We start from the raw sequence: 19,332 nt of genomic DNA on the forward strand, positions 1-19,332 counted from the left end.
CAGGCATTTAAGGGCGTTGGCACCAATGTGCCAGACGCCACACACGGTCTTCCATGAAGAAATCTTTACCTGGCATCCTTGCTCAACGGCGGACCGGTCGCTTCTGTAACTTGCGTTGAAGCGTTCTGCGATGCATCCCCAGCGCCCGTGCTGTCGCGGAAATGTTGCCCTCGTGCTCGGTCAGCACGCGCTGAATGTGTTCCCACTGCAGACGGTCCACCGACATCGGATTTTCCGGCACCAGGGTGTCCAGATCGGCGTGTTCGGACAGCAGCGCTGCCAGCACGTCGTCGGCGTCGGCCGGTTTGCACAGGTAATTGCAGGCGCCGCGCTTGATCGCCTCGACCGCGGTGGCGATGCTCGAATAACCGGTCAGTATCAGGACCCGCATTTCCGGGTCCAGTTCCAGCAGCTTGGGCAACAGCACCAGCCCCGAGTCGCCTTCCATCTTCAGGTCGACAGTGGCGTAGTCCGGAATGTCCTGCTGGGCCAGCGTCAGGCCTTCTTCGGCTGAACTGGCCGTGCTGACGCGGAAGCCACGGCGGGCCATCGCGCGCGCCATCACGCGGGTAAAGGTGGCGTCGTCGTCCACCAGCAACAGGTGCGGCAGTTCTTCGCCTTCGACCTGGATTTCATCAGTCATGCTTCATCTCCTGTTGCGTTCCGGGGCAGGCGCAGCTCGGTGAGCGTGCCGCCTTCCTCGTGAGGATAGAGTTTCACCGAGCCGCCCGCGCGGGTCACGCTGGCCTTGCTCAAAAAAAGACCGAGACCGAAGCCTTTGCCCTTGGTGGTAAAAAACGGTTTGCCGATCTGCTCGGCCACGGCCAGTGGCACACCTGCGCCGTGGTCGCGAATCGTGATGCTGATCTCTAATGCGCTCCAGTCCAGGTTCACTTCCAGACCTTCGGCGCACGCGTCGGCGGCGTTGTTCAGCAAGTTCAGCAGGGCCTGCGTCAGATCGGGCGGCGGCGCGATCATGGGTACATCGCCCTGCCCCAGACGCTGAAAACGATAGCTGGCTTCCGGGCGCATCAGGTGCCAACGGTTGAGCGCCTGATCGAGCCAATGCGTGACGGTTTGTTCCTGCACGGCCAACCGGCGATTGGCCTCGGCCGCGCGTACCAGCTGTTGCAGGGTTTCCTTGCACAGCTTGACCTGATCCTGCAGCACCGACAGGTCTTCCTGCAACGCAGGGTCCTTGTGATCCTGCTGCATCTCTTTGAGCAGCACGCTCATGGTTGCCAGCGGCGTACCCAGCTCATGCGCGGCGCCGGCCGCTTCAGTGGCCACGGCCAACAGTTGCTGATCGCGGGCGCCCTCTTCCCGGCGCAACGCGCGCATCTGCTCCTGACGGCGTAATTCTTCAGCCATGCGTGCGGCGAAGAAGGTAATGACGCCGGCAGCCAATGCGAAGCTCAGCCACATGCCGTAGATCTGCATCTTCTCGCGGGCGATGGCGAAGGCTTCGACCGGGTAGAAATTAGCCAGCATCAAGGTGTACAGCGCCAGCGCAATCCCGGACAGGATCAGCGAGTAGCGCCAAGGCAGCGTCACCGCGGCGATCGTCAGCGGCACCAGATAATAGGAAACGAAAGGGTTGGTCGAACCCCCGGAAAAATACAGCAGCGCGCTGTGGATAAAAAGGTCGAAGGCCAGCTGCACGGCGTATTCAAGCTCGGTCACCGGCCAGGACGTGCGCAGACGGATCGCCGTCAGCAGGCAGACGATGGCAGAAAAGCCAAGCGTGATGTCCAGTTGCAACCATGGCAGGTGCAACAGATCGAACAGGTAGGCGAACCCGACCGAACCGGCTTGGGCTGCCAGCACCAGAATGCGGATAAAGGTCAGTCGCCACAGGTTCTGGCGAGTGGCAGAAAGCAATTGTACGGGGGCGAGCATGAGCTCTCCTGATGAGCGCTCCAGGCGAATCGGAGCGAGTATAACCAATGCGACAGCGCTTTCCTTCGAAGTGCGTCAAAGCGCCACAGTTATGGGCGACACTCAGCGTGCAGCTCCCCCCTGTGTACAAGCCGGCTGGCTGGCGAGCGCGGCGGGTCGGTGATGACGGTGGTGAATGGTAGCCCGCGTTCGCGGCCCTCGTAACCTCGGACGGCTCCTACAGGGTTCGCGTTGATGCTCAATGTGTCTCCAGGCACCAGACCGTAGGAGCCGGCTGGCTGGCGAATGCGGTGGGTTAGCAGCATCAACTGCGACTGACAAACCGCATTCGCGGCCCTCGTAACCTCGGACGGCTCCTACAGGGAGCGCGGCGTTCCGAAGACTTGGGGACGACGCTGACACTGTAGGAGCGCGCTTGCCCGCGATTGCGGTATGTCAGTCGACGGCAATGCTGAATGACACACCGCGTTCGCGGCCCTCGTAACCTCTGACGGCTCCTACAGATACTGGATACGCCCGAGAACCTGCGGCAGGCATTGAACTGTGGGGCCGGCCCGGAACAAGATCCCCGGATGACAGTCTCATGGGCATCCGTTTGACGCGCGACATTCAATACGCCGCAAACGGTTCGCCAAACAAGGAGTTTCTATGTTCAGCCTTCGCCCCACCGCGACACTTTTCGCTCTCGGCGCTGCCGCTCTGGCCAGCGCGCCCGCCATGGCCGACGACGTTCATTACAACCAGGTTTCAGTGCGCGCCGAGGTCAATCAGGAAGTCCAGCGCGACCTGATGACGGTCACCGTGTACACCGAATCGCAGAACGCCGACCCCGCCAAACTCGCAGCGGGTATCACAGAGACGCTGAACAAGGCGCTGGGTGAGGCGCGCAAGGTCAAGGAAGTGACCATTCGCCAAGGCAGTCGTAACAGCTACCCGATCTATGACGACAAGGGTCAGAAGATCACCGGCTGGCGCGAACGTGCCGAGCTGCGACTGGAAAGCCCTGATTTCGCCGCACTGTCTAAACTGACCGGCGAACTGCTGGCCAGCGATATGAAAATGGCCGGCATGGACTTCTCCATTTCCAACCCGGCGCGCAAAGCCAGCGAAGACGCGCTGCTCAAGGACGCGGTCACTGCGTTCAAGGCGCGCGCTCAATTGGTCACCGATGCCCTTGGCGGCAGTGCCTACAAACTGGTCAACCTGAACCTCAACACGTCAGGCTATCCACAGCCTTACATGCGTGCGCCGGTCATGATGATGAAGGCCGAACGCGCAGATGCTGCGCCAACGCCTGAGGTCGAAGCCGGCACCAGCCAGGTCAGTGTCACGGCTGACGGCGTCATCGAAGTCACCCTGCCTTGACGCAAAACGGCGGCAGCCAAGGGTTGCCGCCGTTTCCTCCCCGCTCCGCTCCCGTTTTCCCCTTGCCGGTCGCCACCTCCTCACTGCCGTGAATCCTCGGCCTACACAGCCCGGCGAGTCTGCTGATTTTCCCTGCCTTCCAGATCCATAGAATCAACACCTCACCCAAAACGCTTATGCACACAAGCGGCCGTCGGTGCTGAACGCCTGGCGTCGGTCTGTGTGCTCTATTTACTTCAAGGATGAAGAGTTCAAATGCAAGAGTTATTGTTTGACCGCCCACAAACCCCGGTGCCGGGCGAGTATTTCAAAAGCACGTTCGCGCTGGATTACCTGACCAACGTCGCCAAGCTCAAAGATGAGCACGAATTCGACGCACTGATGCGCCCTGTGTTCGGCGAGGACATCCCCAAGCACACCTACACCGCGCTCAGGAACGCATTACTGGCGGGCTACATTCATCCGCCTCAAATCGAGCCAGTCCAGGGTGGCCCGGTGATCGCCGACTACGACAACCGTGATCGCATCATTCGCATCAACTCCGGGATCATGGAAGGCATCATGTTTGCTGCGACACCCGACCCTTACCGGAACGTCTCCCTGCTGGTGATCCTGCTGCACGAGTTTGGGCACCACATCGACAACGTCCTGCGCCACGACCTGTGCGACAAGAATGAACACGGTCTGCCCACATTGGCGCCCGACGCACCACGCGAAGAAGGGGGTCGTTTTGCATTGAGCATGCTGGACATCTTCAAGCCCGAAGATCGGGAAAACATGGACGACTGGCTGTTCCATCCCGACAAGCCCGATGAACTGCTTCTGGGTTTCTACTCCGACCTGCTTTACAACGCCCGGCCTGAACCAATAGGCGTCGACTGGCAGACAGCCCTGGATTCGGCGGTGGACGTCCATGGCAGCCCCAATGAGGAGATCAAGCTCGACAATCCCGACCGCGAAGCCTTCGAAGCGGGTCATGGTCACGACCACCACATGACGCACCGTCAGATCGAAAAAGCCCTGTCGTCTGCAGGGTTCAACGCGGATGAGCGTGATCAAATCTACTTCGGCAACTGGCTGCGCGACTATTCACAGCTGCTGGACCCGAAGCTGGTTCGTGCGGTCGGCAAGCCCAAAAACTTTCCCGATGTACTTTCGCGTGAAGCGCTGACCCGCATTGTCGATGTGCTGTCGATCAAACCCTTCGCCCGCTTGCGCAAAGCAGCGCCGCAACACTACAGGGTCACGCCGGAAATGCTGGGGGTTTACCGTCCCTCCGAGCACATCGACAACCCGAAATCCAGCGGATCGGACACCTCCGATCCCAGGCTGCGCGACCCCGACTTCGAGCCGTTGGTGCTCCCCGGCGACCCGCTGCTGGAGGTGGATTACGACACCTCAATGAAGCGCTACCTGGAGCGCTCCGAACGCTTCATGGTGTCCCAACTGCACATGGCGATGAAGGCGGGCCCGACGCCCGAAGGCAAACGCGCGTTCGGCTCGGCGCTTCATGTGCTTGAAGACTTCTTCGCGCACTCCAACTTTGTCGAGCTGAGCCTGATCAAGAATGGGTACAGCAACGTGGTGCCCTGGACGTCCCCGGCGAACTGCAGGGCCGGCCTGCCACTGGTGACCGGCATGTTCGGCCCCACCGATGTGATTGCCAGCCTCGCGGAACCGCTGGGCAAAGTCCTGTTCGGCCTCGACACAGTCGCCTATCAACCCCTCAAGCCGGGAGATCGCAGTGAGCGAGAGCAGATTCTGTTGATTCTGCTTGAAGAACATAAAAACCCACGTTACCTGGAAATCTACCAGGCGTTCCTCTCAGAACGTGATGCCTGGGTTGGTCTCCCTTTCGCTGAATACCTGCAGCGATGTGCGCACTATCTGAAGGGTGCCAATGCCGTCGTCGGCAATGCGGTGGGCATCATCCAGCACGACATGTTCAAGCTGCTGGGCAATCACGTCGATGACTGGCAAACCCGTTATGGCGAAGACCCTAATACCAATGGCTCCACCGATCCCACCCATTCGCAGTTGGCCAAGGATCATGCCGATCACCCTCTGCACATCGTCTCGGCATTACTGGCGGGCACCGCAGTGCGCTACGTAGGTTTCGCCATGAACAACTACTGGCATGGCAATCACGGGGTTGATCCGGCAGCGGTTGCATCGGACTACTTCCGACATCCGCTGGACAGTGACTGGCAGGACCCGATCGTCTCAGGCTGGGCCGCGGACAATCAGCATGAAATCCGCAGAGCCGAGTCCAAGACCGAGCTGGCCACCATCAGCCAGCGCCTGGCGCAAACCGCTGACAACGTGAAAGAACAGCTGAGAAAGGACAGCGTGGCTTACCTTGACTTCCTTCGGGGCGAGATGCTGGACAGCAATTCGCCGATCTGGCAAATGCAGAACTTCAAGCCCGGGGGCGCCACTGCACGCATGATCATGAAGATGCTGGGGCTGCTCAGGTGATAGCCCGCATGACCTTGTAAGCCAGTACAACCGTGCGGCATTCTCCGCTGTCTATCATCAGTCGATGAATTCAGGCGCGAATGCCGCATTTGTATGAGGTTCACATGGAGAAAACCTTCAAGCCACTGCTGCTGGCCGCTGCGATGGCGCTTTGCGTGCCATCCGTTCAGGCTGCCAGCACCTTGGTCTATTGCTCCGAAGCCAGCCCCGCCGGCTTCGATCCCAGCCAGTACACCAGCGGGACCGAGTTCGACGCGTCGGCGGAAACCGTCTTCAACCGGTTGACGCAGTTCAAACGTGGAGGCACCGAAGTCGAGCCAGGTCTGGCCACGAAATGGGAAGTGTCCGACGACGGACTGACCTACACCTTTCACCTGCGCCCAGGCGTGAAGTTCCACACCACCGACTATTTCAAGCCAACGCGTGAGTTCAACGCCGACGACGTGCTCTTTACGTTCAACCGGCTGCTCAACGCCGATGATCCGTTTCGCAAAGCGTATCCTTCCGAGTCGCCCTACTTCACCGACATGGGCATGAACACGACGATCAAGCAGGTCGAAAAAGTGGACGACCAGACCGTCCGGTTTCACCTGAACAACATCGATGCGGCGTTCATTCAAAACCTGGCGATGAGTTTCGCGTCCATTCAGTCGGCCGAATACGCCGCGCAACTGCTGAAAGAGGGCAAAGCGGGCGACATCAACCAGAAGCCGATCGGCACGGGACCGTTCGTGTTCAAGCGCTATCAGAAGGACGCGCAGATCCGGTATGCCGGCAACAAGGACTACTGGAAGCCGGAAGACGTGAAGCTCGACAACCTGATCTTTTCGATCAACACGGACGCCGCCACCCGCTTGCAGAAACTCAAGACCGGCGAATGCCAGGTCAGCGGCTATCCGCGTCCGCAGGACATTGAAGAAGCGCAGAAGGACCCTAACCTGAAGGTCCTGAGCCAGGCCGGCTTCAACCTGGGCTTTCTGGCGTACAACGTAACCCATCCGCCGCTTGACCAACTCAAGGTCCGCCAGGCACTGGACATGGCCATCGACAAGCCCGCCATCATCAAGGCGGTTTACCAGAGCGCGGGACAACTGGCGCAGAACGCCTTGCCGCCGGCGCAATGGAGCTATGACCCCAACATCAAGGATGCGCCTCACGACCCTGAGAAAGCCCGGCAGCTGCTCAAGGAAGCGGGCGTCGCACCCGGCACGCAAATCAACCTGTGGGCAATGACCGTACAGCGCGCCTCAAACCCGAACGCACGAATGTCGGCGCAGATGATTCAGTCCGACTGGGCCAAGATCGGCATCAAGGCCAACATCGTCAGCTACGAATGGGGCGAGTACATCAAGCGCGCCAAGGCTGGCGAACACGACGTGATGATCTATGGTTGGACAGGTGACAACGGCGACCCCGACAACTGGCTCGGCGTGCTCTACAGCTGTGCGGCAGTCAACGGCAGCAACTACGCCAAATGGTGCAACACCGGTTACGACAAACTCGTGACCCAGGCCAAGCTGACCAGCGATCGCAACGAGCGGATCAAGCTGTATCAGCAGGCGCAGAACATCCTGAAAAACGACGTGCCAATTACCCCGATCGCCAACTCGAAAGTCTTTCAGCCCATGCGCAAGGAGGTGCAGGACTTCAAGCTTAGCCCGTTCGGCCTGACGCCCTTCTACGGCGTGAGCCTGGCGAAATAGCACCACAGAAAAACAACAGCGAAGTAACACTTGTGGATCAAGCGGGTGCATTCGCCACGTTGCGATGCACCCCAATAGTGCAACAAAGATGTCGATATGCGACACGCAAACGTTCAACAGCGTCAGAAATTATAGTTTTGCGACATTCGTGTACGTTCGTGCCACTCTTTGACACTCGATTGGCGCCAGTATCTTGCTTTGGGTATGGCGCCTGCATAAGTATCCGCGGGGTCGGCTCAAAAGGCCGGTATCCCTCAATCAAAAAATGACAACAACTGAGGCCACCATGCTCAAAAAAGCGGTCATTCCGTTTCTTCTCGGCGCAGGTTTGATCGCCAGCGCTCCCTTCGCTCAAGCAGCATCGAACCTGGTGTTCTGCTCCGAAGGCAGCCCCGCTGGTTTCGACCCAGGTCAATACACCACCGGTACCGACTTCGATGCTTCGGCTGAGACCATTTTCAACCGCTTGAGCCAGTTCGAACGTGGCGGCACCGCCGTTATTCCAGGCCTGGCCACCAGCTGGGACGTTTCCCCGGACGGCCTGACCTACACCTTCCACCTGCGTGAAGGCGTCAAGTTCCACACCACGCCGTACTTCAAACCGACCCGTACCTTCAATGCCGATGACGTGCTGTTCACGTTCAACCGCATGATCAACAAGGACGATCCGTTCCGTAAGGCGTACCCGACCGAATTCCCGTACTTCACCGACATGGCGATGGACACCAACATCACCAAGATCGAGAAGATTGACGACCACACCGTCAAGATGACCCTGGCCACCGTTGACGCGGCGTTCATTCAGAACCTGGCGATGAGCTTCGCGTCCATTCAGTCCGCTGAATACGCCGCCCAGCTGCTCAAGGAAGGCAAGGCAGAAGACATCAACCAGAAGCCAGTCGGCACTGGTCCGTTCGTGTTCAAGAGCTACCAGAAAGACTCCAACATCCGTTTCACCGGAAACAAGGACTACTGGAAGCCTGAAGACGTCAAAGTCGACAACCTGATTTTCGCCATCACCACTGACGCTTCGGTCCGCGCACAGAAGCTGAAGAAAGGCGAATGCCAGATCACCGCTTACCCACGTCCTGCGGACCTCGCTCCGCTGAAGGCCGACCCGGCGCTGAAGATGCCTGATCAGGCAGGCTTCAACCTGGGCTACATCGCCTACAACGTGATGCCGACCATCAAGGGCGAGACCAAGCCGAACCCGCTGGCCAAGCTGGAAGTTCGTCAGGCGCTGGACATGGCTGTCGACAAGAAAGCCATCATCGACGCGGTGTATCAGGGTGCAGGCCAACTGGCCGTCAACGCCATGCCGCCGACCCAATGGTCCTATGACACCACCATCAAAGACGCTCCGTACGACGTCGCCAAGGCCAAAGAGCTGCTGAAAAAGGCAGGCGTGGCTGAAGGCACCGAAATCACCCTTTGGGCGATGCCGGTTCAGCGTCCGTACAATCCGAACGCCAAGCTGATGGCTGAAATGCTCCAGAACGACTGGAAGAAGATCGGCATCAACGCCAAGATCGTTTCCTACGAGTGGGGCGAGTACATCAAGCGCGCCAAAGCGGGCGAAAACGGCGCGATGCTGATTGGCTGGAGCGGCGACAACGGTGACCCGGACAACTGGCTGGGCACGCTGTTCGGTTGCGACGCGGTCAACGGCAACAACTTCGCCAAGTGGTGTGACAAGCCTTTCGACACCTTGATCCACCAGGCCAAGGAAACCACCGACCAGGCCAAGCGCACCGAGCTGTACAAACAGGCTCAGCACTTGCTCAAGGACGCAGTCCCTATGACCCCGATTGCGCACTCGACTGTTTATCAGCCGATGCGTAAGGAAGTTCAGGACTTCAAGATCAGCCCATTCGGTCTGAACTCGTTCTACGGTGTGAGCGTCAGCGGTAAGTAATACCTCTATATGACTTCACGGTCGCGTTACCTTCGGGTAATGCGACCGTGTCGTCATGTGCGCAATTCAGAACGAAATTGAATATCGTTAGATGAGTAATGCGCTGCGCAAAGAATTTGCCTACTAACAATATGCATTTTTCCTACAAACACTGAAGCAGTCGAAACTATTTACTGTGCGGCTCGACGGACATACCTTCTCGAGTTCCCGCACCTGATATTTTTTGTTTATCGGTCGGTCGGGTTTCCCATAGCCGCTGAAACTCCATTTGCGCAAACGATTGCCTGGGAGTTTCCCCCCGCTATTGCTGGTTATTCACGCTCCAGACGATAAGGATTGTCATGCGTATGAACACTGTTGCTTCGTCATTATTAATGGCCGGATTAACTGCTGGGCTATTAGCCACCACTTCGGTTACACAGGCCGCGACCAAGAGTCTGGTGTTTTGCTCTGAAGGCAGCCCCGCAGGCTTCGACATCGGCCAATACACCTCGGGCACCGATAACGATGCGGCCGAACCGATCTACAACCGACTGGCCGAGTTCGAGCGCGGCCAGACCAGCGTCGTGCCTGCCCTGGCGACGCGCTGGGATATCTCTGCCGACGGCTTGAGCTACACGTTTCACCTGCGCGAGGGTGTGAAGTTCCATAGCAACAAGGCATTCACGCCGACACGGGATTTCAATGCCGACGATGTACTGTTCACGTTCAATCGCATGCTGCACAAGGATCATCCGTTTCGCATTGCCTATCCGACCGAGTTTCCGTACTTCACCAGCATGGGTCTGGACAAGAATATAAAGTCAGTCGAGAAGACAGGTCCCATGACCGTTGTGTTTTCACTGAATAAAGTGGATGCGGCATTCATTCAGAATATCGCGATGAACTTCGCGTCTATTCTCTCCGCCGAATATGCTGACAAACTGATGGCATCAGGCAATGTTCGCGATATAAACCAATCGCCCATTGGTACCGGACCTTTTGTTTTCCAGCGTTATCAGAAAGATTCGCAAATTCGCTATGTCGCCAACAAACAGTTCTGGGACCCGAGCAGGGTCAAGATTGACCAGTTGATCTTCGCCATCAATACCGATGCCTCGGTTCGCATTCAGAAACTCAAGAAGAATGAATGCCAGGTCACCCTCAACCCTCGTCCCGCCGACATTGAGTCGATCAAGGCCGACAAGCACTTGAAGGTGATCGAGAAGCCCGGCTTCAACCTTGGCTACATCGCCTACAACGTGCGTCATGCGCCATTGGACAACCTGCAGGTGCGACAAGCGCTGGACATGGCGGTCGACAAAAAGGCCATCATCGATGCGGTGTATCAGGGCGCGGGGCAACTGGCTCAGAACGCCATGCCGCCGACCCAATGGTCGTTCGATGACACCGTCAAGGACGCGCCGTACAACCCCGAAAAAGCCAGGGAGTTGTTGCGGGCTGCCGGCGTCAAGGAAGGCACCGAGCTGACCCTTTGGGCAATGCCCGTCCAACGCCCCTACAACCCCAACGCCAAGCTGATGGCACAGATGCTTCAGGCCGACTGGGCCAAGGTCGGCATCAAGGCCACCATCGTCAGCTATGAGTGGGGCGAGTACCTCAAGCGCAGCAAGAACGGCGAGCACGATATCTCGCTGATCGGCTGGACCGGTGACAACGGTGACCCGGACAACTGGATGGGCACGCTCTACAGCTGCGCGTCGATTGGTGGCAACAACTACTCGATGTGGTGCGACGAGAAATACGACGCCCTGATCAAATCGGCGGTGTCCATCGCCGACAAGGATCAGCGCATCAGCCTGTACCAGCAGGCCCAGCATTACCTCAAGAGCCAGGTTCCGATCACGCCGATCGCCCACTCGACGGTGATCCAGCCTCTGCGATCCAACGTGAAAGGCTTTCTGGTCAGCCCGTTCAACCGCAACAACTTCTCAGGCGTGAGCATCGCCGATTAATCGTTAACCCATGCCAGAGGCGAGTCTCGTCTTTGGCAGCGCTTTATCCGCAATCCGCGGAATGGAGCAAAAAAGGCCCATAAGGCCGCACCACCAAAGCCGGCGAACCCATAAAAGCCGGCCTTTATAAAAGCAGTAATCGGGAGCTTCAAAACGTGAAAAAAGCCAGCACCGCTGTATTCGCCTTGTCCCTGATCGCAGTAAGCGTCGCGGCCCAGGCAGAGCCAACCAGTCAGGAGTTCGTTCCTACCACACTGGCCACCACCAACGCTCAGAGCGAAGCCAAGGGTTTCCTCGAAGACTCGAAGATCACCGGTTCGACCAAGAACTGGTACGCCAACGAGCTGCTGCGTCGCGGTGGCAATTTCAGCCGCAGCGAAAACGGCGTCGTGGTTGATCGCGACCCACGCCGTATCAACTGGGTGCAAGGCACCATCGTCGACTACAGCTCGGGCTTCACTCAGGGCACTGTGGGCTTCGCCACTGAGCTGGCGGTTTACAACGCCGTCGCGCTGGACCGTGACAAAGACGACTTGATGGGCGGCGCCAACCGCACGCTTACCAAAAACAACGGTGATGCGGTCGGCCAGTGGAGCAAGCTGGGCCTGGGCAACATCAAGGCACGCATCTCCAACACCACACTGACCGCTGGCCGTCAGTCGCTGAACACACCGGTGCTGGCGTACATCGGCAACCGTGCACTGCCATCGAGCTTCGAAGGCGTAAGCATCCTGAGCGAAGAGTTCAACAACCTGTCGTTCACCGCTGGCAGCTTCGACCGCGTTTCTCCGCGCTCCGAGCAGAGCCTGACCAAGTTCCGCTCTGAGTACACTGCGAACCCGAACATCGAAGCGGATCGCGTCGATATCGCAGGCGTGGACTACAAGCCGTTCAAGAGCCTGACCACCAGCTTGTATGCCTCCAACGTCGAAGACTTCTGGCACCAGTACTACTTCGCGTTCACCCATGAAATGGGCGACACCGACGTACTGGGTCTGAGCACCAACCTGAACTACTACAAGACCAAAGATTCCGGTCAGGCCAAAATGGGCAAGATCGACAACGACACATACAGCTTGTCGTTGACGGCTACCCACAAGGCGCACAGCTTCAGCATCGCGTATCAGGAAGTCGAGGGTGACACCTATTTCGACTACGTCCACGACAGCAACGCCATCTTCCTGGCCAACTCCCTGCTCTCTGACTTCAACGGACCGAACGAGAAGTCGGTTCAGTTGAGCTACCTGCTGAACATGGCTGACTACGGCGTACCCGGCCTGAAATTCAACATCTATCAGGCTCGCGGCTTCGACATCGACGGTACGCACTACAAAGGCACCGCTTACGACGTATCCAGAATGGACGGCGAAACCCATTACGAATACGGCATCGGCTCCTCGTACACCCTGCAGTCCGGCCCGCTGAAGGCCTCGACCGTTCGTGCGACCTACACCACGCACCGCGCGAGCGCCGAACAGGCTGACGGCAATATCAACGAGTTCCGTCTGGTCACCACCATCCCGTTCAACATCCTGTAATCACAGAAACCGGTGAGTGTTCGGGCCCTGGGTTCGCGCAGAACTTAATGGCCCGAAACACCCACTCATGAATGGCTTCATCACTTGCGGAGGGCGTTTTCTTGAAATCGACATTCAAACTCGCAACATTGCGCAACGCGGTCGCACTGGCGCTGTTCAGCGTCGCGGTCGGCGTTTCGGCCAAACCTCTGGTGGTCTGCACCGAAGCCAGCCCGGAAGGGTTCGACACGGCGCTGTACACCACCGCCGTCACGGCCGATGCGGCGGCGGAAACCATTTTCAACCGTCTGGTGGATTTCAAGCCCGGCACCACTGACATCCAGCCGGCTCTGGCAGAGTCCTGGGACATCAGTGACGACGGCCTCAATTACACGTTCCACCTGCGTAAAGGCGTCAAGTTCCACACCACCGAATACTTCAAACCGACGCGCGACATGAACGCCGACGACGTGGTCTGGAGCTTCCAGCGTCAGCTGGACCCGAACCACCCATGGCACAAGCAATCGACGGTCGGTTACCCGTACTTTGAGAGCATGGGCTTCAAAGAGCTGCTGAAAAGCGTCGAGAAAGTCGACGACAACACCGTCAAATTCACCCTGACCCGTCGCGAAGCTCCGTTCCTGGCTGACGTCGCGATGGCCTTTGCCTCGATCTACTCGGCCGAATACGCCGACCAGTTGCTCAAGGCCAACAAGACCGATGAGCTGAACAGCCACCCGGTCGGCACCGGACCGTTCATCTTCCAGCGCTACGCCAAGGATGCTCAGGTACGCTTCAAGGCCAACCCGGATTATTTCCGTGGCAAGCCGCCGGCGGACGCACTGATTCTGGCCATTGCCACCGACAGCAACGTGCGCCTGCAGAAGCTCAAGGCCAACGAATGTCAGATCGCGCTGTATCCCAAGCCCGATGACATCCCGAACATCAAGAAAGACCCAGCCCTGAAGATCGACGAACTGCAGGCGATGACCACCGCCTATATCGCGATGAACACCACGCACAAATACATGAGCGATGTACGAGTGCGTAAAGCGATCGATATCGCGTTCGACAAGCAAGCCTATGTCAACGCACTGTTCGGCCCGGGCAATGCCAGCGTTGCGGTCAACCCGTACCCGCCAACCCTGCTGGGCTACAACAATGAGCTGAAAAATCCTGCTCACGACCTGGACAAGGCACGCGCTTTGCTCAAGGAAGCTGGCGTACCGGAAGGCACCGTGCTGACCCTGTTCACCCGTAATGGCGGCGGCGCGACCAACCCGAACCCCACGATGGGGGCACAAATGATGCAGGCCGATTTGGCAAAAGTCGGCATTAAGTTAGATATTCGCGTCATGGAATGGGGCGAAATGCTCAAACGGGCGAAAAACGGCGAACACGACATGGTGTCCGCTGGCTGGGCAGGCGACAATGGCGACCCTGATAACTTCCTGACCCCGAACCTGAGTTGCGAGGCCGCCAAAAACGGCGAAAACTACGCGCGCTGGTGCAATCAGAAGTTCCAGACGTTGATCGATCAGGCTCGGGAAAAGACCGACCCGGCCGAACGTGCTGCGCTCTATGAGCAGGCACAGGCGATCTTCAATCAGGATCTGCCATGGATCAGCATGGCGCACACCAAGATGTTCACTGCAATGCGCAAGAACGTAGAGGGCTATTACATTAGCCCGCTCACCACTAATAACTTCGCTACCACCCAAGTGAAGTAGAAGAAGAAGCCGGCGGGCCTGCAACAACGGGCCCCGCCGGTACACGCCTAACCGGCAGATGAGGTACACGAGAAGATGTTTAGTTTTATCGCTCGCCGAGTGGGGTTGCTAATACCCACCTTCTTCGGCATCACCTTGCTGACCTTCGCATTGATTCGCCTGATTCCGGGCGACCCGGTCGAAGTCATGATGGGTGAACGCCGGGTCGATCCGGAAATGCACGCCCAAGCCATGGAACGTCTTGGCCTGAACAAACCCCTTTATGCGCAATACATCGACTACGTCGGCAAGCTCGCCCATGGCGACCTCGGCGAATCGCTGCGTACGCGCACGAGCGTGTGGTCCGAATTCACCTCGCTGTTCCCGGCAACCCTGGAACTGTCGATTGCGGCGTTGATATTCGCGGGCATCCTCGGGCTTCTGGCCGGTGTGATCGCAGCGTTAAAACGAGGGTCCCTCTTCGACCATGGGGTCATGGGTATTTCGCTTGCGGGATACTCGATGCCGATCTTCTGGTGGGGCCTGATCCTGATCATGTTCTTCTCGGTATCGCTGGGCTGGACCCCGGTATCGGGTCGTATCGACCTGTTGTACGACATTCCGCCCAAGACCGGCTTCATGCTGATCGACACCTTGCTCAGCGATGAAGAGGGCGCTTTCCTCGATGCGCTGCATCACCTGATTCTGCCGGCCATCGTGCTGGGCACCATCCCGCTGGCGGTAATCGCCCGGATGACCCGCTCCTCGATGCTCGAAGTCCTGCGTGAAGACTACGTGCGTACCGCTCGCGCCAAGGGCCTGTCGCCGGCTCGCGTGGTATTCGTTCACGGCCTGCGCAACGCACTGATCCCGGTACTGACAGTTTTTGGCCTGCAAGTGGGCACCCTGCTCGCCGGTGCAGTCCTGACCGAAACGATCTTCTCCTGGCCGGGTATCGGCAAATGGCTCATCGAGGCCATTGGCGCACGTGACTACCCTGTCGTGCAGAACGGCATCCTGTTAATCGCCTGCCTGGTGATTCTGGTCAACTTCGTGGTGGACATCCTCTACGGCTTTGCCAACCCACGCATTCGTCACCAGCGCTGAGATCACTTTTTATGAGCACACCTACTCCCGTAGTAGCAGTCGATCAAAGCCTGCTCTACCCGTCCGTATACAAAGAGTTCTGGCAGCATTTCGCCAAGAACAAGGGCGCAGTGGCCGGTCTGGCATTCATGCTGCTGATCGTTTTCTGCGCCATCTTCGCCCCGTGGGTCGCGCCGCATGACCCGAGCGAACAATACCGCGACTTCCTGCTGACCCCACCGGTCTGGCTCGAAGGCGGCCAATGGCAGTTCGTGCTGGGCACCGATGAACTGGGCCGCGATCTGCTGTCGCGTCTGATCCAGGGTTCGCGCCTGTCGCTGCTGATCGGTCTGTCGTCGGTGGTGATGTCGTTGATTCCGGGGATCCTGATGGGTCTGCTGGCCGGTTTCTTCCCGAAAATCCTCGGCCCGACCATCATGCGCCTGATGGACATCATGCTGGCCCTGCCTTCGCTGCTGCTGGCTGTTGCCATTGTCGCGATCCTCGGCCCTGGCCTGATCAACACCGTGATCGCCATCGCGATCGTGTCCTTGCCATCTTATGTGCGCCTGACCCGTGCGGCTGTCATGGGCGAACTGAACCGCGACTACGTGACCGCTGCCCGTCTGGCCGGCGCCACCCTGCCGCGCCTGATGTTCATCACCGTGCTGCCAAACTGCATGGCACCGCTGATCGTTCAAGCGACCTTGAGTTTCTCCTCGGCGATCCTCGACGCTGCGGCGTTGGGCTTCCTCGGTCTGGGTGTACAACCGCCAACGCCTGAGTGGGGCACCATGCTCGCTTCGGCCCGCGACTACATCGAACGCGCCTGGTGGGTGGTGAGCCTGCCCGGTCTGACCATTTTGCTCAGCGTGCTGGCAATCAACCTGATGGGCGACGGTCTGCGCGATGCGCTCGACCCGAAACTCAAGAACGCCGCCTGAGGACGTCCGAATGCCACTTTTAGAAATCAAAAACCTGAACGTCCGCTTCGGCGACGCCACCGCCACGCCGGTCGTCGATGGCCTGGACCTGGCCGTGGACAAAGGCGAAGTCCTGGCAATCGTCGGTGAATCGGGCTCCGGTAAATCCGTGACCATGATGGCGCTGATGGGCCTGATCGATCACCCTGGCATCGTCACCGCTGATTCGTTGATCTTCGACGGCAAGGACATGCTCAAGCTCAACTCGCGTCAGCGTCGCCAGATCGTCGGCAAGGACTTGTCGATGGTCTTCCAGGACCCGATGACCGCGTTGAACCCAAGCTACACCGTGGGCTTCCAGATCAAGGAAGTCCTCAAGCAGCACCTCGGCCTGTCGGGCAAAGCCGCCCACCAGCGCGCGCTGGAACTGTTGCAGAAGGTTGAAATCCCGGGCGCCGCACAGCGTCTGGACGCCTATCCGCACCAACTGTCGGGCGGCATGAGCCAGCGTGTCGCGATCGCCATGGCGATTGCCGGCGAGCCAAAGCTGCTGATCGCCGACGAACCCACCACCGCACTCGACGTGACCATTCAGGCCCAGATCATGGACCTGCTGCTGGCCCTGCAGAAAGAGCAGGACATGGCGCTGGTGCTCATTACCCACGACCTCGCGGTCGTGGCCGAAACCGCTCAGCGTGTCTGCGTGATGTACGCCGGTCAGGCAGTGGAAGTCGGTCAGGTCCCAGGCCTGTTCGACGTGCCTGCGCACCCGTACAGCGAAGCCCTGCTGGCGGCGATTCCCGAGCACAGCATGGGTGCTGAGCGACTGTCGACGCTGCCGGGCATTGTTCCCGGTCGTTACGACCGTCCGAGCGGCTGCCTGCTGTCGCCGCGCTGCCCTTACGTTCAAGAAAAATGCCGCCAGGAGCGCCCTGCTCTGGACCCTAAAGCCCACAGCATCGTGCGCTGCTTCTATCCGCTGAATCAGGAGGTGGCGTAATGAGCGAAATCGTACTGACCGCCCGTGACCTCACCCGTCACTACGATGTATCCCGTGGTTTGTTCAAACCCCACGCCACCGTGCGCGCACTCAACGGTGTGTCGTTCGAACTGGAAGCCGGCAAGACCCTGGCGGTCGTCGGTGAATCCGGCTGCGGCAAATCCACCCTCGCCCGCGCTTTGACCCTGATCGAGGAGCCGTCGTCGGGCTCCCTGAAAATCGCCGGCCAGGAAGTGACCGGCGCCACTAAGGCACAACGCAAGCAACTGCGCAAAGACGTGCAGATGGTGTTCCAGAGCCCGTATGCGTCGCTGAACCCTCGCCAGAAGATCGGTGATCAACTGGGCGAACCGCTGCTGATCAACACCAGCCTGTCGGCCGCCGAACGTCGCGAGAAAGTGCAGGCCATGATGAAGCAGGTCGGCCTGCGTCCTGAGCACTATCAGCGCTACCCGCACATGTTCTCCGGTGGTCAGCGTCAGCGTATCGCGCTGGCCCGCGCCATGATGCTGCAACCCAAAGTGCTGGTGGCGGACGAACCAACCTCCGCGCTGGACGTGTCGATCCAGGCGCAGGTGTTGAACCTGTTCATGGACCTGCAGCAGGAGTTCAACACCGGTTATGTGTTCATCTCGCACAACCTGGCTGTGGTGCGTCATGTTGCGGACACGGTGCTGGTGATGTACCTGGGCCGCCCGGCCGAGATGGGTCCGAAGGAGGAGATTTATAACCGCCCTCTGCACCCGTACACCCAGGCATTGCTGTCGGCCACGCCGACGATTCATCCGGATCCTTCGAAGCCGAAGATCAAGATCGTGGGTGAGTTGCCTAACCCGCTGAACCCGCCATCGGGTTGCGCGTTCCACAAGCGCTGCCCGTATGCGACAGAGCGCTGCAGTGCGGAGGTTCCCGAACTGCGGACGGTGGATAACCGTCAGGTGGCGTGTCATTACGCGGAGCAGTTTGTGGCGTGATGTGCTGCTGATTGCTGAGTGAAGAAAGGCCGTTGCGTGTGAGCGTAGCGGTCTTTTTTTATGGCTGGGGGGTTTGGGGTTTGGGGTTTGGGGTTTGGGGTTTGGGGTTTGGGGTTTGGGGTTTGGGATTGTGTGTATATCCGTTTCTGCGGTAACGGCTGATTACGGTTCCGCTCTTACAGCGGGTCACTTTTTCCAAGAGCCGAAAAAGTAACCAAAAAGGCCCTGCTCCTGGTTTGGTCCGACTTCGTCGGATTCCCGCACTCCGACGACACTCCGTGGGCCCGCGCCGAACGGGCATCCATGCCCTGACGGCGCTCTCGCGGCATCCATGCCGCTCGACCCACTCCGCGTCGTCTACGTTTGGCCTGCACCCAAGTCGCGTTTTGTGGTGTCTGGGCCATAGATGTAGAAGATCAAAATCAACAGCAAGAGCAAGAGCAGGAGCAGGAGCAGGAGCAGGAGCAGGAGCAGGAGCAGGAGCAGGGCCATCAGTTTGACGCTTTCTCTGTAGGAGCGTGGCTTGTCCCGCGATCTACCGCGCAGCGGTAGCAAAATCAGGCGCCTCAATTATGCCTGACATACCGCATGCACCGGATTTGCTGCCGGTTCCCGGCAGATCGCGGGCAAGCGCGCTCCTACAGTTTGGGTGGGCGTGCAGACAATTGATACACGAATCAAGAATGCGAGGAGTGTTAGCTCCAGCCCACGTTGCTCTTGTACGCGACAGTCCAGACACCACAAACGCGACTTGGGTGCAGGCTGAACGCAGGCGAAACAGTTCTGCCGTTAGCCAGAAAGAAGAGCG

General features: G+C 58.8%; 13 protein-coding genes. 11 read left to right on the plus strand and 2 right to left on the minus strand.

Annotation, left to right across the window (positions count from 1 at the left end; translation table 11 throughout):
- Positions 1-82 precede the first annotated feature (82 nt).
- Both AB4N84_RS05535 and AB4N84_RS05540 read right to left on the minus strand, forming a co-directional pair.
- A complete protein-coding gene (locus AB4N84_RS05535) occupies positions 83-643 on the minus strand; it encodes a response regulator transcription factor (RefSeq protein WP_074756039.1) in 561 nt (186 codons plus the stop codon).
- A complete protein-coding gene (locus AB4N84_RS05540) occupies positions 640-1,899 on the minus strand; it encodes an ATP-binding protein (protein WP_074756041.1) in 1,260 nt (419 codons plus the stop codon). The genes AB4N84_RS05535 and AB4N84_RS05540 overlap by 4 nt, the downstream gene beginning before the upstream one ends.
- A gap of 648 nt (positions 1,900-2,547) precedes the next feature.
- Between AB4N84_RS05540 and AB4N84_RS05545 the strand changes: the two genes are divergently transcribed.
- The 11 genes from AB4N84_RS05545 to AB4N84_RS05595 all read left to right on the plus strand — a co-directional run bounded on the left by AB4N84_RS05545 (position 2,548) and on the right by AB4N84_RS05595 (position 18,524).
- On the plus strand, positions 2,548-3,264 hold the full coding sequence (locus AB4N84_RS05545; RefSeq protein ID WP_460045520.1) for an SIMPL domain-containing protein: 717 nt from the start codon (positions 2,548-2,550) through the stop codon (positions 3,262-3,264).
- A gap of 255 nt (positions 3,265-3,519) precedes the next feature.
- Positions 3,520-5,742: an HET-C-related protein gene (locus tag AB4N84_RS05550; protein WP_460045521.1), complete on the plus strand. Its 2,223-nt coding sequence runs from the start codon at positions 3,520-3,522 to the stop codon at positions 5,740-5,742.
- Positions 5,743-5,846: 104 nt separating this feature from the next.
- Positions 5,847-7,445 (plus strand): ABC transporter substrate-binding protein, encoded by a 1,599-nt coding sequence (locus AB4N84_RS05555; protein WP_460045522.1) that lies wholly within the window; start codon positions 5,847-5,849, stop codon positions 7,443-7,445.
- Between the two features lie 286 nt (positions 7,446-7,731).
- On the plus strand, positions 7,732-9,360 hold the full coding sequence (locus AB4N84_RS05560; protein ID WP_460045524.1) for an ABC transporter substrate-binding protein: 1,629 nt from the start codon (positions 7,732-7,734) through the stop codon (positions 9,358-9,360).
- A 341-nt stretch (positions 9,361-9,701) separates the two neighbouring features.
- Positions 9,702-11,315: an ABC transporter substrate-binding protein gene (locus AB4N84_RS05565; RefSeq protein ID WP_460045526.1), complete on the plus strand. Its 1,614-nt coding sequence runs from the start codon at positions 9,702-9,704 to the stop codon at positions 11,313-11,315.
- 155 nt (positions 11,316-11,470) lie between these two features.
- The gene (locus AB4N84_RS05570) at positions 11,471-12,853 is read left to right on the plus strand and encodes an OprD family porin (RefSeq protein WP_460045527.1); all 1,383 of its coding nucleotides are present in this window, start codon (positions 11,471-11,473) and stop codon (positions 12,851-12,853) included.
- Positions 12,854-12,954: 101 nt separating this feature from the next.
- On the plus strand, positions 12,955-14,562 hold the full coding sequence (locus tag AB4N84_RS05575) for an ABC transporter substrate-binding protein (RefSeq protein WP_460045528.1): 1,608 nt from the start codon (positions 12,955-12,957) through the stop codon (positions 14,560-14,562).
- A 75-nt stretch (positions 14,563-14,637) separates the two neighbouring features.
- Positions 14,638-15,648 (plus strand): ABC transporter permease subunit, encoded by a 1,011-nt coding sequence (locus AB4N84_RS05580; RefSeq protein WP_460045529.1) that lies wholly within the window; start codon positions 14,638-14,640, stop codon positions 15,646-15,648.
- A gap of 11 nt (positions 15,649-15,659) precedes the next feature.
- Complete coding sequence (locus AB4N84_RS05585) at positions 15,660-16,571, plus strand: ABC transporter permease subunit (RefSeq protein WP_074756062.1); 912 nt, start codon at positions 15,660-15,662, stop codon at positions 16,569-16,571.
- Between the two features lie 10 nt (positions 16,572-16,581).
- The gene (locus AB4N84_RS05590) at positions 16,582-17,550 is read left to right on the plus strand and encodes an ABC transporter ATP-binding protein (RefSeq protein ID WP_074756064.1); all 969 of its coding nucleotides are present in this window, start codon (positions 16,582-16,584) and stop codon (positions 17,548-17,550) included.
- Positions 17,550-18,524: a peptide ABC transporter ATP-binding protein gene (locus tag AB4N84_RS05595; protein WP_460045530.1), complete on the plus strand. Its 975-nt coding sequence runs from the start codon at positions 17,550-17,552 to the stop codon at positions 18,522-18,524. Before AB4N84_RS05590 ends, AB4N84_RS05595 begins: the two co-directional genes overlap by 1 nt.
- Positions 18,525-19,332: the final 808 nt, after the last annotated feature.

This window comes from Pseudomonas sp. S2_H01 (genome assembly GCF_054668305.1).

Bases quoted from the DNA above. Each gene is read 5' to 3' on its own strand.
- AB4N84_RS05550 (WP_460045521.1), top strand. From the start codon at position 3,520: ATGCAAGAGTTATTGTTTGACCGCCCACAAACCCCGGTGCCGGGCGAG.
- AB4N84_RS05580 (WP_460045529.1), top strand. From the start codon at position 14,638: ATGTTTAGTTTTATCGCTCGCCGAGTGGGGTTGCTAATACCCACCTTC.
- AB4N84_RS05595 (WP_460045530.1), top strand. From the start codon at position 17,550: ATGAGCGAAATCGTACTGACCGCCCGTGACCTCACCCGTCACTACGAT.
- AB4N84_RS05555 (WP_460045522.1), top strand. From the start codon at position 5,847: ATGGAGAAAACCTTCAAGCCACTGCTGCTGGCCGCTGCGATGGCGCTT.
- AB4N84_RS05560 (WP_460045524.1), top strand. From the start codon at position 7,732: ATGCTCAAAAAAGCGGTCATTCCGTTTCTTCTCGGCGCAGGTTTGATC.
- AB4N84_RS05535 (WP_074756039.1), bottom strand. From the start codon at position 643: ATGACTGATGAAATCCAGGTCGAAGGCGAAGAACTGCCGCACCTGTTG.
- AB4N84_RS05585 (WP_074756062.1), top strand. From the start codon at position 15,660: ATGAGCACACCTACTCCCGTAGTAGCAGTCGATCAAAGCCTGCTCTAC.
- AB4N84_RS05565 (WP_460045526.1), top strand. From the start codon at position 9,702: ATGCGTATGAACACTGTTGCTTCGTCATTATTAATGGCCGGATTAACT.
- AB4N84_RS05540 (WP_074756041.1), bottom strand. From the start codon at position 1,899: ATGCTCGCCCCCGTACAATTGCTTTCTGCCACTCGCCAGAACCTGTGG.
- AB4N84_RS05590 (WP_074756064.1), top strand. From the start codon at position 16,582: ATGCCACTTTTAGAAATCAAAAACCTGAACGTCCGCTTCGGCGACGCC.
- AB4N84_RS05545 (WP_460045520.1), top strand. From the start codon at position 2,548: ATGTTCAGCCTTCGCCCCACCGCGACACTTTTCGCTCTCGGCGCTGCC.